Here is a 15,241-nt window from a genome sequence, read left to right on the forward strand (position 1 = left end):
CAGAGTGTCCGCAAGGCTGCACCGTCGGACCGGCAGGCGGGAATCGTGAGGATCTTCGGGAAGGTACGGCATCGGCCCTCCGCCTCGTGGCGGCAGGCCACCGACCGCGCGTTCACGCTGATCGGGGACGGTCGGTACGAGGACGCGGGCGCGCTCCTGACCAGGGCCGCGGACCTGGAACCCTGGCTGTCCGAGTCCTGGTTCAATCTGGCCCTGCTGCACAAGTTCCGGCACGACTGGGAGCAGGCGAGGGCCGCCGGACTGCGCGCCGTGGCCCTGCTGGACCGCGAGACGGGCGCCCCGGACTGGTGGAACGTCGGCATCGCAGCGACCGCGCTCCAGGACTGGCCGCTGGCCCGGCGGGCCTGGCAGGCGTACGGGCTGAAGGTGCCCGGGGACGGGCACGGCGCGGGCGGGAAGAACAGCGGCGAACCGGTGGGCATGGAGCTCGGCAGCGCGGCCGTGCGGCTGTCGCCCGAGGGCGAGGCCGAAGTGGTCTGGGGCCGGCGGCTGGATCCGGCCCGGATGGAGGTCCTGTCGATCCCGCTGCCCTCCTCGGGGCGGCGCTGGGGCGAGGTGGTGCTCCACGACGGGGTCCCGCACGGCGAGCGGGTCACCGCGGCCGGGCCCTCGTACCCCGTCTTCGACGAGATCGAGCTGTGGGCGCCGTCGCCCGTGCCGACCTGGGTGGTGCTGCTGGAGGCGGCCGGCGAGGCGGACCGCAACGCGCTGGAGCAGCTGGCCTCGGACGCGGGCTTCGCCGCCGAGGACTGGTCCTCGTCGGTACGGCTGCTGTGCCGGACCTGCTCGGAGAGCGAGATGCCGAGCGACGAGGGCGACGGGGAGCACCTGGATCCGCACGACCACAGCGAGCCGGGGCACCCCGGGCCGCTGGGGCACCGCACGGCCGGCTCCGGGGCGCTGTGGGTGCCCGAGCGGGAGTGCGGCATCGCGGCTCCGGCCGGTCTGGTGCGCGGGCTGCTGGACGGCTGGGTCGCCGACAGCCCGGACACCCGGGAGTGGCGGGATCTCGAGGAAGTCTGCTGAGCCGGGGCCGTAGGCTGTACGGGCACATCGGTGACTTAGGGAAGGCGTACGGCGGACATGGCGCAGCAGGAGAACGAGGTTGTCGAGGTCGCGGGCGAGGCGAACGACGGGTACGTCGTGGACACCGTGGACTGTGCGGAGCGCGAGCTCGCCCACCGGGAGCGCGGCACCGCCCGCCCCATCACGGTGGTCGGCAACCCGGTGCTGCACCGGGAGTGCAAGGACGTCACCGAGTTCGGCGAGGAGCTGGCGCAGCTGATCGACGACATGTTCGCCAGCCAGCGGGCCGCCGAGGGCGTGGGCCTGGCCGCGAACCAGATCGGCGTGGACGCCAAGGTCTTCGTCTACGACTGCCCGGACGACGAGGGCGCGCGGCACACCGGTGTGGTCGTCAACCCGAAGCTCGTCGAGCTGCCGGCCGGCGCGCGGGTGCTGGACGACTCCAACGAGGGCTGCCTGTCGGTCCCGACGGCGTACGCCTCGCTGGCCCGTCCGGACTACGCCGAGGTCGAGGGCCAGGACGCGCAGGGCAACCCGATCAAGGTGCGCGGCACCGGCTACTTCGCGCGCTGCCTGCAGCACGAGACCGACCACCTGTACGGGTACCTGTACATCGACCGGCTCTCGAAGCGCGACCGCAAGGACGCACTGCGGCAGATGGCCGAGGGCACCCCGCGCTACGAGACGGTCCCGAACGACTGATCCTTCCGCGCACGCGGCCGGGCCCCCGCTCCCCATGAGGGGAGCGGGGGCCCGGCCGCGTCGGGCTACTTCTGCGCGAAGCCCCAGCCGCTGTCGGCGACCGCGGCCGCGGCAGCGGTGAGGGTGCGGGCGGTACGGGACATACGGGCCCTCCTGAGCTGTGATGAGCGGTGCGCACGGCCGGGGCGCCGGTGCGGGGGCGACGGCCGGGCGTCATCACGGTACGCCACCGCCCGACTACGCAAGGGGCTGCTTTGGGCCAAAGGCGGCCGAGTCTCGGCCAAGGTCGGGCCGGGGGCCGGGCCGGATCCGGTCGGGGATCGGGTACGGGATCAGGCCGGGGTCAGGCCACGGCCCGCGGGCCCCGGAACGTACGCCGAAAGGCGTTCGGGGTGGTGTCGAGCGTCCGCAGGAAATGGTGGCGCAGGGCGGCCGCGGTCCCGAAGCCGCAGCGGCCGGCGATGGCGTCGACGGTCTCGTCGGTGCTTTCCAGCAACTCCTGGGCGAGCAGGACCCGCTGGCGCAGCACCCACTGGTAGGGGGTGGTGCCGGTCTCCTGGAGGAAGCGGCGGGCGAAGGTGCGCGGTGACATGTGCGCGCGCTCGGCGAGTTGCTCGACGGTGATCTCCTCCTCCAGGTGGCGGGCCATCCACCCGATCACCTCGCCCACCGTGTCGCAGGTCGTGCGGGGCAGCGGCCGCTGGATGAACTGGGCCTGCCCGCCGTCCCGGTGGGGCGGTACGACCATGCGCCGCGCGATGGTGTTGGCCACCTCGGCGCCCTGCTCCTGCCGGACGACGTGCAGGCACGCGTCGATCCCGGAGGCGGTGCCGGCCGCGGTGATCACCGAGCCCTCGTCCACGTACAGCACGTCGGGGTCGACCAGCGCCCGCGGGAAACGCCGCCGCAGTGCGGGCGCGTGCATCCAGTGCGTGGTGCAGCGCCGGCCCTCCAGCAGCCCGGCCGCGCCCAGCAGGAAGGCGCCGCTGCACACGCTCAGCACCCGCGCACCCCGGTCCACGGCCCGGTTCAGGGCGGCCAGCAGGGGTTCGGGATAGTCGCGGGTGGGCGCCGTCCGATCGGCGGGGAGGCAGACCAGGTCCGCCTCCTCCAGCCGATCCAGCCCGTGGTGGAGCGTGAGGTCGAAGAGGCCGTCGCCGCTGACCACCTTGTCGTCCTCGGCCGCGCACACGGCGAAGTCGTACGTGGGCAGACCCATGGCGCTGCGGTCGATGCCGAACACCTCGCAGAAGATGCCCAGCTCGAAGGGGGCGACCCCGTTGACGACGGCCACGGCCACGTTGTTCAAAGGCATGGCCCCAGTGTGGCAGTAATTCGCTCCTCCATGACAGTCCTGCCACTGTCCCGTTGTCGGCGCCCTCGCGAGAGTGGAGTCATGAACACGCTCCTGAACTACCTCGCCGTCCTCGCCGTCGCCGCCCTCCTCCTCGCCCCCGCCCTGTACGGAACGGCCCGGGAACGCAGAATCGACCGGCAGCTGCGCGGGGCGGCCGCCGGCCGATCAGAGGCCCGCGGGGCGGACAGGGCCCGTAAGGCTCAGAAGTCCTCGTCCAGGTCGACCGTGCCCTCCACGGCGACCTGATACGCCGACGGGCGGCGCTCGAAGAAGTTGGTCAGCTCCTGGACGCCCTGCAGCTCCATGAAGGAGAACGGGTTCTGCGAGCCGTACACCGGCGCGAAGCCGAGCCGGACCAGGCGCTGGTCCGCGACGCACTCCAGGTACTCGCGCATCGACTCGGTGTTCATGCCCGGCAGGCCCTCGCCGCACAGGTCGCGGCCGAACTGCAGCTCCGCCTCCACGGCCTCCTTCAGCATGTCGGTGACCTGCTGCTGAAGGGCGTCGTCGAAGAGCTCGGGCTCTTCCTTGCGGACGGTGTCCACGACCTCGAACGCGAAGTTCATGTGCATGGTCTCGTCGCGGAACACCCAGTTGGTGCCCGTGGCCAGGCCGTGCAGCAGACCGCGCGAGCGGAACCAGTACACGTACGCGAAGGCGCCGTAGAAGAACAGGCCCTCGATGCACGCGGCGAAGCAGATCAGGTTCAGCAGGAAGCGGCGGCGGTCGGCCTGCGTCTCCAGCCGCTCGATCTTCTCGACCGAGTCCATCCACTTGAAGCAGAACTGCGCCTTCTCGCGGATGGAGGGGATCTCCTCGACCGCGTCGAAGGCGGCCGCGCGGTCGTCCGGGTCGGGCAGGTAGGTGTCGAGCAGCGTCAGATAGAACTGGACGTGCACGGCCTCCTCGAACAGCTGGCGCGACAGGTACAGGCGCGCCTCCGGGGAGTTGATGTGCTTGTACAGCGTCAGCACCAGGTTGTTCGAGACGATCGAGTCGCCCGTCGCGAAGAACGCGACCAGGCGGCCGATCATGTGCTGCTCGGCCGGCGTCAGCTTCGCGAGGTCGGCGACGTCCGAGTGGAGGTCGACCTCCTCGACCGTCCAGGTGTTCTTGATCGCGTCCCGGTAGCGCTCGTAGAAGTCCGGGTAGCGCATGGGGCGGAGCGTCAGCTCGAAGCCCGGGTCCAGGAGGTTCTTGTTCTCGTGGGAGCTCATTACTGGCAGGCCTCGCAGGACTCGGGGTTCTCAAGGGAGCAGGCGAGCGCCTCCGCGTCGGCCACGGCCTGCGGGAGCGCCGCCGGAGCGGCGGCCTGCGCGGCGCGGGCGATCTTCGTCGCCGGGCGCGAGCGCAGGTAGTAGGTGGTCTTCAGGCCCTGCTTCCAGGCGTACGCGTACATCGAGCTGAGCTTGCCGATGGTGGGCGTCTCCAGGAACAGGTTCAGGGACTGCGACTGGTCGAGGAACGGGGTACGGGCCGCCGCCATGTCGATCAGGCCGCGCTGCGGGATCTCCCACGCCGTGCGGTACAGCTCGCGCACCTCGGCCGGGATCCAGCCGAAGCCCTGCACCGAGCCGGAGGCGTCGCGCAGCGCCTCACGGGTCTGCGCGTCCCACACGCCGAGCTGCTTCAGCTCCTCCACCAGGTAGGCGTTGACCTGGAGGAACTCACCGCTCAGCGTCTCGCGCTTGAAGAGGTTCGAGACCTGCGGCTCGATGCACTCGTACACGCCCGCGATCGAGGCGATCGTCGCCGTCGGGGCGATGGCGAGGAGCAGCGAGTTGCGCATGCCGGTCTTCGCGACCCGGGCGCGCAGCGCCTCCCAGCGCTCCGGCCAGTTCAGCTCCACGTCGTAGTGGTCCGGGTGCAGCACGCCGCGGGCGGTGCGGGTCTGCTCCCAGGCGGGCAGCGGGCCGCTGCGCTCGGCGAGGTCGCAGGAGGCCTCGTACGCGGCCAGCATGATGCGCTCGGAGAGCTTGGTGGACAGGGCCCTCGCCTCGGGGGAGTCGAAGGGCAGCTTCAGCTTGAAGAAGACGTCCTGGAGGCCCATCGCGCCCAGGCCCACCGGGCGCCAGCGGGCGTTGGAGCGGCCGGCCTGCTCGGTCGGGTAGAAGTTGATGTCCACCACGCGGTCGAGGAAGGTCACGGCGGTGCGGACGGTCTCGTCCAGGCGCTCCCAGTCGATCCCCCCGTCCACCACGAAGGCGCCCATGTTGACCGAGCCGAGGTTGCAGACGGCCGTCTCGCCGTCGTTGGTGACCTCGATGATCTCGGTGCACAGGTTGGAGGAGTGGACGACGGTGCCCGGCTCGGCGGTCTGGTTCGCCGTGCGGTTGGAGGCGTCCTTGAAGGTCATCCAGCCCTGGCCGGTCTGCGCGAGGGTGCGCATCATCCGGCCGTACAGGTCCCGGGCGGGCATGGTCTTGCGGGCCAGGCCCGCCGCCTCGGCCTTGCGGTAGGCGGCGTCGAACGCGTCGCCCCACAGGTCGACGAGCTCGGGGACGTCGGCCGGGGAGAACAGCGACCAGTCGGCGTCGGAGTTCACGCGGCGCATGAACTCGTCCGGCACCCAGTGGGCCAGGTTCAGGTTGTGCGTACGGCGCTGGTCCTCGCCGGTGTTGTCGCGCAGCTCCAGGAACTCCTCGATGTCCGCGTGCCAGGTCTCCAGGTAGACGGCGGCGGCGCCCTTGCGGCGGCCGCCCTGGTTCACGGCGGCGACGGAGGCGTCGAGGGTCTTCAGGAACGGCACGATGCCGTTGGAGTGGCCGTTGGTGCCACGGATCAGCGAACCGCGGGCGCGGATGCGGGAGTACGACAGGCCGATGCCGCCGGCGTGCTTGGAGAGGCGGGCGACCTGGTGGTAGCGGTCGTAGATCGAGTCCAGCTCGTCCAGCGGGGAGTCCAGCAGGTAGCAGGAGGACATCTGCGGGTGGCGGGTGCCGGAGTTGAAGAGCGTGGGGGAGGACGGCAGGTAGTCCAGGCGGCTCATCAGCCGGTAGAGCGAGGCCACTTCCTCGACGGCCTGGACGGACTCGTCCTCGGCCAGACCGCAGGCCACGCGCAGCATGAAGTACTGCGGGGTCTCGATGACCTGGCGGGTGATCGGGTGGCGCAGCAGGTAGCGGCTGTGCAGGGTGCGCAGGCCGAAGAAGCCGAACCGGTCGTCGGCGCCCTCGGCGAGGGTGTGCTCGACCAGCGCGTCCAGGCGGCTCGCGTGGGTCCGGACGAACTCGGCCGTGCGGTCGGCGATCAGGCCCTCGCGGTGGCCGACCTCGACGGAGGCCGAGAAGGAGGTGGAGCCCTGGCGCGCGGCCTCGTCGCGCACCGCCAGCGTCAGCAGCCGCGCGGCGAGCTTCGAGTACGCCGGGTCCTCGGAGATCAGGCCGGCGGCGGCCTCGGTGGCCAGCCCGCGCAGTTCGGCGTCGTCGGCGGCGGCACTGCGGCCGCGCAGCGCGGCGGCGGCGACCCGTCCGGGGTCGGTGTCGGGGAGGTCCGCCGTCAGTTCGGTGAGGGTACGCAGCAGCGTGGCCCCCGGGCCCTCGGTGGTGTCGCCAGAAACGGACTCGGCGCGCGGTGCGGAAGGCGCGATGGTCACGGCGGGAGCTCTCCCTCGCTCGGCCCGGTCGACGGTGGGCGGGCACGGGGAGGCGCATGCGGGCGTGGCAGGAACGCGTACACGCATGGCGTCCACCGGCCCAACCGCGAGGCCCGGACGTATCGGCACCCGGTTCGGTCGAGCCGGGCGCACCGTCGGCAGGGCCTCGGACTTCATGTCCGGCAGCCGGACACTTCATACCGTTGCGGGACAGTTCCGGATTCGCACCGGATTCCCCTGCGGCGACAGCAGGCTTGAGCATACATGTGGGGGGCCGCAGTTGAGTGACCCCCCACATGTTGTGTCGGTGTGGCTACAGCTCCAGGCGGTACGTGAGCAAGGTGAGCCCGGGAACCGGCGCCCAGTCCCGCTCCGGCGTACGGAGGAAACCGAGCCGCTCGTAGATCCGCTGGGCCCCGGTCATGCCGCGCTGGGTGGACAGCACCAGGTGCGTGACCCCCGCCAGCTCCCGCGCGCGGGCCACGCACGCCCGCACCAGCGCCTCGCCGGCGCCGCGTCCGCGCGCCTCGCGGGAGACGGCCAGCATCCGGAACTCGGCCTCGCCGGGCCCGGCTATGTCGGCCAGCGGACTGCCGGGCGGGGCGAAGGTCACCCCGCCGAGGAGGGCCCCCTCCTCGGCGGCCACGAGCACCTCCCCGTCAATGGCCCGCCCGGCGACATCACGCAGCACGGCCGCGTAGAACGCCTCACCGGAACCCAGCAGCCCGTCGCCCAGGTAGGCCTGCGCGGTGATCTCACCCAGCTGTTCGTACTCGGCGGGCAGCGCCGGCCTGATCACCATGTCCATGGGGTCGAGTGTGCCGGACGGGTGTCGGTGCCCGGCGCTATCGTCGGAGACAGCACCGTCGAGGAAGGTGAGCGAGGCATGACCGTGATGACCGACCGGCCCCACATGCTGACCGAGGAGTTCGAGTCCCTGGCGCGTATAGGCGCCCGAGAGATCGAAGGGCTGCGGTTGGAATTCATCGACGGGAAGCTGGGAGTCAAGGCCGTGCCGGACGGGGACCACGGACTGATCATCGAGTGGCTCTTGCGCATCTGCATCCAGCACCGACCTGAGTTGTTCCTCTATGGCGAGCAGGGATTGAAGGTGCAGCAGTATCGCGCGGGGCGTGCCAGGCCGGATGGAATCCTGGCACCGAGTGGCTTCATGAAGGCGCAAGGTGAATGGGTCGACCCGGATCCTGTCCTGATGGTCGTTGAGGTCACCTCGTACGACTCCGACACCGACCGGCGCGACCGTATCGAGAAGCCTCGGGCCTTCGCGGAGACCGGCATCCCGGTCTACCTCCTGATTGACAGGGACAGCTGTGAAGTCTCGGTCCACAGCGAGCCCGATGGTCGGCGGTATGAGACCGTCCGCACCGTCCCATTCGGGAAGGACATCCACCTCCCCGACCCCGTCGGCATCACGCTCCAGACCGAGCCCCTCAAGGACTGGATCCGCTGAACACGCCGCAGGGCCCCGCCCAGGACGGGCGGGGCCTGCGTGCGTACGAGCTCAGCAGCAGCCGAAGCCCTCCCGCGGGTCCGCCTCGCGGGCGTCCGTACGGGCCCGTTCGAACGCGCGGCGGGTCGGGACCTCCGCGTTCGGGTCGTGGGAGCGGGCGTGGGCGACGTACCGGTCGTAGGCCGCCTCACCCGAGAATTCCCGTACGAAGTACCGCGCCCTCGCCAGTGCGCTGCGCAGGCTCATCGGGCCACCGGCTCCTTGACCTGCCCGCCGCCCGAGTCCAGGCCCGCCGCGGCCAGCTCCGCCTTCTCCTCGGCCGTCGGGAACAGCCCGGCCGGCGCGACGATCTTCGACTCGGTCCACGGGACCTCGGCCAGCTTCGCCGACTCCGGGTTGCTGATCGCCTTGAAGCAGGTGCGGCCGGCGTCGGCCAGCACGATGATGATCAGCACCGCGAACAGGGCGCACAGGACCCCGTCCACCGTGGCGTTGGTGACCACCGTGTGCATCTCGTCCATGTTCTTGGCGGGCGGCAGCACCTTGTCCGCGTCGATGCCCGCCTGGTACTTGTCGCGCTGGGCGAAGAAGCCGACCCGGACGTCCTCGGAGAAGATCTTCTGGTAGCTCGCGGTGAGCGTCACCGTGGCGTCCCAGGCCAGCGGGACCGCCGTCACCCAGGCCCACTTCAGCCGCCCCGACTTCACCAGCAGCGTGGTGCAGACCGCCAGGGCGACGGCGGCCAGCAGCTGGTTGGCGATGCCGAAGAGCGGGAACAGCTGGTTGATGCCGCCCAGCGGGTCCTTCACGCCCACCCACAGGAAGTAGCCCCAGCCGCCGACCACGACGGCGCTGGCCAGCCACACGCCCGGCTTCCAGCTGACGTCCTTGAAGGACCGGTGCACGTTGCCCAGGGTGTCCTGGAGCATGAACCGGCCGACCCGGGTGCCCGCGTCGACCGTGGTGAGGATGAACAGCGCCTCGAACATGATCGCGAAGTGGTACCAGAACGCCTTCATCGAGCCGCCGCCGATCACCGAGGCGAAGATCTCCGACATTCCCAGTGCGAAGGTCGGCGCGCCACCGGTACGGGAGAGCAGGCTGGTCTCCTCCACGTCCTTCGCGGCCTGCGCCAGGGCCTCCGGCGAGATGGCGAAGCCGAAGTTCGTCACCGCCTGCGAGGCCGACTCCACCGTGGTGCCGATGACACCGCCGGGGGAGTTGATGGCGAAGTAGAGGCCTGGCTCCAGGATGCACGCCGTGATCACGGCCATGACGGCGACGAACGACTCGGTGAGCATCGCCCCGTAGCCGATCATCCGGACCTGGGTCTCCTTCTGGATCATCTTCGGGGTGGTGCCCGAGGAGACCAGGGCGTGGAAGCCCGACAGGGCGCCACAGGCGATCGTGATGAACACGAACGGGAACATCGAGCCGGCGAAGACCGGGCCGTCCCCGCGCGAGGCGAAGTCGGTGACCGCGGGCATCTTCAGAGTGGGCATCGCGATGAACACGCCGAGGGCCAGCAGGGCGATGGTGCCGACCTTCATGAAGGTGGAGAGGTAGTCGCGCGGCGCGAGCAGCATCCAGACCGGCAGCACGGAGGCCAGGAAGCCGTACACGATCATCCAGATGACCAGCGTCTCCTTCTCCAGGGTGAAGGTGTCCGCCAGCGAGGACTCCGCGACCCAGCCGCCCGCGACGATGGCGAGCAGCAGCAGGGCCACCCCTATCAGCGAGACCTCGGTGACCCGGCCGGGTCGCAGGACGCGCAGGTAGAAGCCCATGAACAGGGCGATCGGGATCGTCATGCCGATGGAGAAGACGCCCCAGGGGGAGTGGGCCAGGGCGTTGACGATGACCAGCGCGAGCACGGCCAGCAGGATGATCATGATGGCGAACACGGCGATCAGGGCGGCGGCTCCGCCCACGGGGCCGATCTCGTCCCGGGCCATCTGGCCGAGCGAACGGCCGTCGCGCCGGGTGGAGAAGAACAGGGTCACCATGTCCTGCACGGCGCCCGCGAAGATCACGCCCACGACGATCCAGATGGTGCCGGGCAGGTAGCCCATCTGCGCGGCGAGCACCGGTCCGACGAGGGGTCCGGCGCCGGCGACGGCGGCGAAGTGGTGGCCGAACAGGACCCGTCGGTCGGTGGGATGGAAGTCGACACCGTTGTCAAGGCGTTCGGCGGGGGTGGCCCGCGTCTTGTCCACCTTCAGCACGCGGTGCGCGATGAACCGCGAGTAGAAGCGGTAGCCGATCGCGTACGAGCCCAGCGCGGCGGCGAGCAGCCAGGCGGCGGAGATCTCCTCGCCGCGGGAGAGGGCCAGAACGCCCCAGCCGATGGCGCCGACGAGTCCGACGAGCACCCATGCGGCGACGGACTTCGGGGAGGGCGAGCCCGGCCTGCCCGGACCCGCCGCGTTCCGTTGTGTCCCAGTTGCTTCCGGTTCAGGCATGACCCTCGTCCCATCCTCGATCATCTGCGTAAGCGCAGGGAATCTACGGGGGATTGCCTGGTGAACGTAAGACCCCGTCCGTATTCCGGTATTCCGCTTGCCGGTATATAGGGACGGAAGCCGGACGGAGCGCCGTCGGGCTCCGGTGGCCCTTCGTCGGTCCTCCGGCGGGCCTCGGCCGCCCGCCGGTTTTCAGACGGCGGGCCGCTTGAGCCGGGCGACGAACTTGTACCGGTCGCCGCGGTACACCGACCGCACCCACTCCACCGGCTCCCCGTCCGCGTCGAGCGAGTGCCGGGAGAGCATCAGCATCGGCAGGCCGACGTCGGTGCCGAGCAGGCCGGCCTCGCGCGGGGTGGCCAGCGAGGTCTCGATGGTCTCCTCGGCCTCGGCGAGGTGGACGTCGTAGACCTCGGCGAGGGCGGTGTAGAGGGAGGTGTACTTGACGAGCGAACGGCGCAGGGCGGGGAAGCGCTTCGCCGACAGGTGCGTGGTCTCGATGGCCATCGGCTCACCGCTGGCCAGCCGCAGCCGCTCGATGCGCAGGACCCGCCCACCGGTGGTGATCTTGAGGAGTCCGGCGAGGGTGTCGTCGGCCGTGACGTAGCCGATGTCCAGGAGCTGGGAGGTGGGTTCCAGCCCCTGGGCGCGCATGTCCTCGGTGTACGAGGTGAGTTGGAGGGCCTGCGAGACCTTGGGCTTGGCCACGAAGGTGCCCTTGCCCTGGATCCTCTCCAGCCGGCCCTCGACGACGAGCTCCTGGAGGGCCTGGCGGACGGTGGTCCGCGAGGTGTCGAATTCGGCCGCGAGCGTGCGCTCCGGCGGCACCGGTGTGCCGGGCGGCAGCGTCTCGGTCATGTCGAGCAAGTGCCGCTTGAGTCGGTAGTACTTGGGTACACGTGCCGTGCGGGTGGCCGCCCCGCCTTCCGGCTCCGTGATCGCCCCTTCGGTGGCCATCGCCGCCCGCCTTCCCGACTCCAGTTTCGCTGCCGTCACCGGCTCCTCCGATATGTGCGGTCACATCGTGACACGTGCGGGGGGACAGGCCTTCTCTCTCCCCAGGTGTCGGTCCGATAACGGACCGAGCACCCGCTCATTAGACCCTTGACACCCCTAAAGGTCTAGGCCAAGCTCCAGCTACTGGTCTAAACCAATATGGATCAGATCCCGGCCCCACGGCAGTACTTCGCGTATGTCACCGCGGCGGGCAAGGGAAGTGCAGGCAGGCATCCCTGAGGAGGGTGGCGTGAAGCGCAAGCTCATCGTGGCGGTCAGTGTCGCGGGCATGTTGGCGGGAGTCGCGGCATGCGGCAACGGCGACGACAGCAAGGCCAAGGCGGACGCTGGCCCCAAGGAGATCACCGTCTGGGTCATGGACGGCTCCGCGCCGAAGGCCTGGATCGAAGAGGTCAACAAGGAGTTCTCGGCCAAGCACCCCGGTGTCACGGTCAAGGTCGAGGAGCAGAAGTGGACCGGCATCCAGGAGAAGGTGACCACGGCCCTCTCCGAGGACACCCCTCCGGACGTCCTTGAGCTCGGCAACACCCAGACCGCCGGCTACGCGGTCACCGGCGGCCTCGCCGACCTGACGAAGGACAAGGCCAAGCTCGGCGCCGACGCCTGGCAGAAGAGCATGCTCGCCTCGGCCGAGGTCGACGGCAAGCTCTACTCCGCCCCCTGGTACGCCGCCAACCGCGTCGTCATCTACGACAAGAAGGCCTTCGAGAAGGCCGGCGTCACCCCGCCGAAGACCCGCGACGAGTGGATCGCCGGACTCGAGAAGCTGAAGGCGGCCGACCCGGCCTCGCAGCCGATCTACCTGCCCGGCCAGAGCTGGTACGTCCTCGCCGGCCTGATCTGGGACGAGGGCGGCGACCTCGCCGTCAAGGACGGCGACAAGTGGAAGGGCGCGCTGGGCACCCCGCAGGCCGCCTCCGCCATGGAGTTCTACAAGAAGCTCCAGTCCTTCTCCACCGCCCCCAAGGACAAGGACGAGGCCAACCCGCAGCAGTCCACCGACATCGTCCCCAAGGGCGGCGTCTCCTCCTGGATCGGTCTCGGCTGGGAGGCCGGCGGCGCCGAGAAGGCCATGAAGGAGGCGGGCAAGGAAGCCGACTTCGGCTACTTCCCGATTCCGGGCAAGACGGCCGACAAGACCAGCACCGTCTTCCTCGGCGGCTCGAACCTCGCGGTGGCCGAGCGCTCGAAGAACAAGGAGCTCGCCAAGGAGTGGCTGGCCCTCGCCGCCGGCAAGGACCAGATGACCAAGTACGCCGCCGAGACCAAGGGCGCGCTGCTCCCGAACCAGGTCGGCGCCAACTTCACCCCCGCCGCCGGCTCCTTCGCCGAGGCCATGGGCAAGGCCGGCGTCAACGGCAAGATCACCCCGGTCACCCCGGGCTGGGCGAACGTCGAGACCGAGCCGAACCCCATCAAGGAGTTCATGACCAAGGTCCTGAAGGGTGAGGACGCCGCCAAGGCGGGCGCGGACGCGGACAAGGAAATCGCGAACCGCATCAACAAGTAGTCCCGCCCCGCAGTACCGGCTGCACCCGCAGCACGCGCAGTACCCAGCAGTGTGAACGCACCGGGGGGTGCGGCAGGCGCCCGCAGCGTCCGCCGCGCCCCCGGTCGCGCATGTGACTCCACAGTCAACCGCGAGGAAACGAAGACCATGACTGTGCACTCCCAGGGGGCGGCGACCAGCGCTCCACAGGACGCACCGATGAAGTCCGCCGCGGCGCCGCCGGAGGCACCGGTCAGCGGGAGCGACCGCGGCCGTACGTCTCCTCGCGGGGCCAGGAGGTCCCTCCCTTCGGGGTGGCTGCCCTACCTGCTGATCGGTCCCGCGGTGCTCAGCCTCGCGGTCCTCCTGCTCTACCCGCTGATCAAGAACGTGATCCTGTCCTTCCAGGACATCAACAAGATCGAGTTCATCCAGCGGAAGTACCCCTTCGCCGGGTTCGGCAACTACACCGAGCTGCTCGGCGACGCGAACTTCTGGACCGTGGTCGTCCGCAGCTTCGGCTTCACCCTGGCCAACGTCGCACTGATCATGGTGCTCGGCAGCCTCATCGGCATCCTGCTGAACAAGCTCGGCACGAAGATGCGCCTGGTCCTGTCGATGGCGCTGGTGATGGCCTGGGCCATGCCGATCGTCGCCTCCGTCCAGGTCTTCAAGTGGCTGTTCGACGAGCAGTTCGGCGTCATGAACTGGCTCATGCGCACCGCCGGCTTCGCCGGCTACGAGCAGCACAACTGGATGGAGACCGGCCTCTCCACCCTGGTCATCGTCACGATCCTGGTGGTCTGGGGCTCCATCCCCTTCGTCGCGCTCAACATGTACGCCGGACTGACCACCGTCGGTGCCGAGCTGTACGAAGCCGCACGGATGGACGGCGCCAACGGCTGGCAGACCTTCTGGAAGATCGTCTTCCCGAACCTCAAGCCCTTCTTCCTCGTCACCACGTTCCTCGAGGTGATCTGGGTCTTCAAGGCCTTCACCCAGGTCTACGCGATGAACAAGGGCGGCCCCGACCGCGCCTCCGAGATCCTGCCGGTCTTCGCCTACGTCGAGGGCCAGAGCCAGGCCCACTACGGCCTCGCCGCCGCGATCTCCGTCCTGACGATCGTGATCCTCGTGGTCGTCATGTCCTTCTACTTCCGCCTGATCCTGAAGCAGGAGGAGGAGCAGTGAGCACCACCACCGCCCCGAAGCCCGCGCCGTCCGGTCCGTCCGCGCCGTCCGTGAAGCCGGCGCAGAAGCTCCGTACGCGCCGGCCGGTCCGCCCCGGAGCCGTCGTCAAGAACGCGGGCGCGCTCCTGGTGTCCCTCGTCTTCGTCTTCCCCGTGTACTGGATGTTCTCCTCGGCGCTCAAGCCGTCCGGCGAGATCCTCACCAAGGACCCGGTCTTCGTCTTCACCCCGACCCTGGACAACTTCACCAAGGCCACCGGGGTCGACCAGTTCTGGACGTACGTCACCAACAGCGTCCTGGTCACCGTCGGCGCCGTCCTGCTGGCCCTGCTCGTCGCGCTCGCCGCGAGCTTCGCCATCGCCCGCATGAGGTTCAAGGGCCGCAAGGGCCTCGTACTCGCCGTGATGATGGCGCAGATGGCCCCCTGGGAGGTCATGGTCATCGCGATGTACATGATCGCCCGCGACAGCGAGATGCTGAACAGCCTCCCGCTGCTCACCGCGATCTACTTCGTGATGGTCCTGCCCTTCACCATCTGGACCCTGCGCGGCTTCATCGCCGCCGTCCCGGTGACCCTGGAGGAAGCCGCCCAGATCGACGGCTGCACCCGCGGCCAGGCCTTCCGCAAGGTGATCTTCCCGCTGCTGGCCCCCGGCCTGATGTCCACCTCGCTCTTCGGCTTCATCACCGCCTGGAACGAGTTCGCGATGGTCCTGATCCTGAACAAGGACAAGTCCGCGCAGACCCTGCCGCTCTGGCTCACCGAGTTCCAGAGCGCCTTCGGCAACGACTGGGGCGCCACCATGGCCGCGTCTTCCCTGTTCGCCGTGCCGGTCCTGCTGATCTTCATCTTCCTCCAGCGCAAGGCCGTCGGCGGCATGACCGCCGGCGCCGTGAAGGGATAACGGCA

At 69.7% G+C, this 15,241-nt stretch carries 14 protein-coding genes and 1 riboswitch; of the genes, 7 read left to right on the top strand and 7 right to left on the bottom strand.

Features of this window, described 5'->3' with window-relative positions; translation table 11 throughout:
• Positions 1–45 precede the first annotated feature (45 nt).
• The gene (locus BGK67_RS23115; RefSeq protein WP_069921873.1) at positions 46–1,047 is read left to right on the top strand and encodes a tetratricopeptide repeat protein; all 1,002 of its coding nucleotides are present in this window, start codon (positions 46–48) and stop codon (positions 1,045–1,047) included.
• A gap of 57 nt (positions 1,048–1,104) precedes the next feature.
• Entirely contained in the window at positions 1,105–1,749 is a 645-nt protein-coding gene (gene def, locus BGK67_RS23120) for a peptide deformylase (protein ID WP_069921874.1), read from the top strand.
• A gap of 343 nt (positions 1,750–2,092) precedes the next feature.
• Here def and BGK67_RS23125 read toward each other — a convergent pair whose 3' ends face one another.
• On the bottom strand, positions 2,093–3,064 hold the full coding sequence (locus tag BGK67_RS23125) for a helix-turn-helix domain-containing protein (RefSeq protein ID WP_069921875.1): 972 nt from the start codon (positions 3,062–3,064) through the stop codon (positions 2,093–2,095).
• Between the two features lie 81 nt (positions 3,065–3,145).
• On the opposite strand from BGK67_RS23125, the gene BGK67_RS23130 reads away from it, so the two are divergent.
• Complete coding sequence (locus BGK67_RS23130; protein ID WP_069921876.1) at positions 3,146–3,352, top strand: hypothetical protein; 207 nt, start codon at positions 3,146–3,148, stop codon at positions 3,350–3,352.
• On the opposite strand, the gene BGK67_RS23135 is transcribed toward BGK67_RS23130, so the two are convergent.
• The 3 genes from BGK67_RS23135 to BGK67_RS23145 form a co-directional block, all read right to left on the bottom strand.
• The gene (locus BGK67_RS23135; RefSeq protein WP_069921877.1) at positions 3,307–4,323 is read right to left on the bottom strand and encodes a ribonucleotide-diphosphate reductase subunit beta; all 1,017 of its coding nucleotides are present in this window, start codon (positions 4,321–4,323) and stop codon (positions 3,307–3,309) included. The two genes, BGK67_RS23130 and BGK67_RS23135, sit on opposite strands and share 46 nt — an antisense overlap.
• Positions 4,323–6,701, bottom strand: coding sequence for a ribonucleoside-diphosphate reductase subunit alpha (locus BGK67_RS23140; protein ID WP_069921878.1), 2,379 nt, complete (start codon positions 6,699–6,701; stop codon positions 4,323–4,325). Before BGK67_RS23140 ends, BGK67_RS23135 begins: the two co-directional genes overlap by 1 nt.
• Positions 6,702–6,841: 140 nt before the next feature.
• Positions 6,842–6,963: riboswitch (cobalamin riboswitch) on the bottom strand.
• A gap of 51 nt (positions 6,964–7,014) precedes the next feature.
• Positions 7,015–7,509 (bottom strand): GNAT family N-acetyltransferase, encoded by a 495-nt coding sequence (locus BGK67_RS23145; protein ID WP_069921879.1) that lies wholly within the window; start codon positions 7,507–7,509, stop codon positions 7,015–7,017.
• A gap of 78 nt (positions 7,510–7,587) precedes the next feature.
• Between BGK67_RS23145 and BGK67_RS23150 the strand changes: the two genes are divergently transcribed.
• Positions 7,588–8,172, top strand: coding sequence for a Uma2 family endonuclease (locus BGK67_RS23150; RefSeq protein WP_069921880.1), 585 nt, complete (start codon positions 7,588–7,590; stop codon positions 8,170–8,172).
• 51 nt (positions 8,173–8,223) lie between these two features.
• Here the strand turns inward: BGK67_RS23150 and BGK67_RS23155 are convergent, their stop codons facing one another.
• The 3 genes from BGK67_RS23155 to BGK67_RS23165 form a co-directional block, all read right to left on the bottom strand.
• A complete protein-coding gene (locus BGK67_RS23155) occupies positions 8,224–8,418 on the bottom strand; it encodes a CstA-like transporter-associated (seleno)protein (protein ID WP_069921881.1) in 195 nt (64 codons plus the stop codon).
• The gene (locus BGK67_RS23160) at positions 8,415–10,658 is read right to left on the bottom strand and encodes a carbon starvation CstA family protein (RefSeq protein WP_432215473.1); all 2,244 of its coding nucleotides are present in this window, start codon (positions 10,656–10,658) and stop codon (positions 8,415–8,417) included. The genes BGK67_RS23155 and BGK67_RS23160 overlap by 4 nt, the downstream gene beginning before the upstream one ends.
• 168 nt (positions 10,659–10,826) lie before the next feature.
• Entirely contained in the window at positions 10,827–11,591 is a 765-nt protein-coding gene (locus tag BGK67_RS23165; protein ID WP_069921883.1) for a GntR family transcriptional regulator, read from the bottom strand.
• 289 nt (positions 11,592–11,880) lie between these two features.
• Here BGK67_RS23165 and BGK67_RS23170 point away from each other — a divergent pair, with 289 nt between their 5' ends.
• The 3 genes from BGK67_RS23170 to BGK67_RS23180 all read left to right on the top strand — a co-directional run bounded on the left by BGK67_RS23170 (position 11,881) and on the right by BGK67_RS23180 (position 15,236).
• On the top strand, positions 11,881–13,161 hold the full coding sequence (locus tag BGK67_RS23170; protein WP_069921884.1) for an extracellular solute-binding protein: 1,281 nt from the start codon (positions 11,881–11,883) through the stop codon (positions 13,159–13,161).
• A gap of 147 nt (positions 13,162–13,308) precedes the next feature.
• Positions 13,309–14,331: a carbohydrate ABC transporter permease gene (locus BGK67_RS23175; protein WP_069921885.1), complete on the top strand. Its 1,023-nt coding sequence runs from the start codon at positions 13,309–13,311 to the stop codon at positions 14,329–14,331.
• 50 nt (positions 14,332–14,381) lie between these two features.
• Positions 14,382–15,236 (top strand): carbohydrate ABC transporter permease, encoded by an 855-nt coding sequence (locus BGK67_RS23180; RefSeq protein ID WP_069924048.1) that lies wholly within the window; start codon positions 14,382–14,384, stop codon positions 15,234–15,236.
• Positions 15,237–15,241: the final 5 nt, after the last annotated feature.

The sequence above is a fragment of the Streptomyces subrutilus genome, assembly GCF_001746425.1.
Lineage (GTDB): Bacteria > Actinomycetota > Actinomycetes > Streptomycetales > Streptomycetaceae > Streptomyces > Streptomyces subrutilus_A.

Bases quoted from the DNA above. Each gene is read 5' to 3' on its own strand.
- def (WP_069921874.1), top strand. From the start codon at position 1,105: ATGGCGCAGCAGGAGAACGAGGTTGTCGAGGTCGCGGGCGAGGCGAAC.
- BGK67_RS23125 (WP_069921875.1), bottom strand. From the start codon at position 3,064: ATGCCTTTGAACAACGTGGCCGTGGCCGTCGTCAACGGGGTCGCCCCC.
- BGK67_RS23130 (WP_069921876.1), top strand. From the start codon at position 3,146: ATGAACACGCTCCTGAACTACCTCGCCGTCCTCGCCGTCGCCGCCCTC.
- BGK67_RS23135 (WP_069921877.1), bottom strand. From the start codon at position 4,323: ATGAGCTCCCACGAGAACAAGAACCTCCTGGACCCGGGCTTCGAGCTG.
- BGK67_RS23145 (WP_069921879.1), bottom strand. From the start codon at position 7,509: ATGGACATGGTGATCAGGCCGGCGCTGCCCGCCGAGTACGAACAGCTG.
- BGK67_RS23150 (WP_069921880.1), top strand. From the start codon at position 7,588: ATGACCGTGATGACCGACCGGCCCCACATGCTGACCGAGGAGTTCGAG.
- BGK67_RS23155 (WP_069921881.1), bottom strand. From the start codon at position 8,418: ATGAGCCTGCGCAGCGCACTGGCGAGGGCGCGGTACTTCGTACGGGAA.
- BGK67_RS23160 (WP_432215473.1), bottom strand. From the start codon at position 10,658: ATGATCGAGGATGGGACGAGGGTCATGCCTGAACCGGAAGCAACTGGG.
- BGK67_RS23165 (WP_069921883.1), bottom strand. From the start codon at position 11,591: ATGGCCACCGAAGGGGCGATCACGGAGCCGGAAGGCGGGGCGGCCACC.
- BGK67_RS23175 (WP_069921885.1), top strand. From the start codon at position 13,309: ATGACTGTGCACTCCCAGGGGGCGGCGACCAGCGCTCCACAGGACGCA.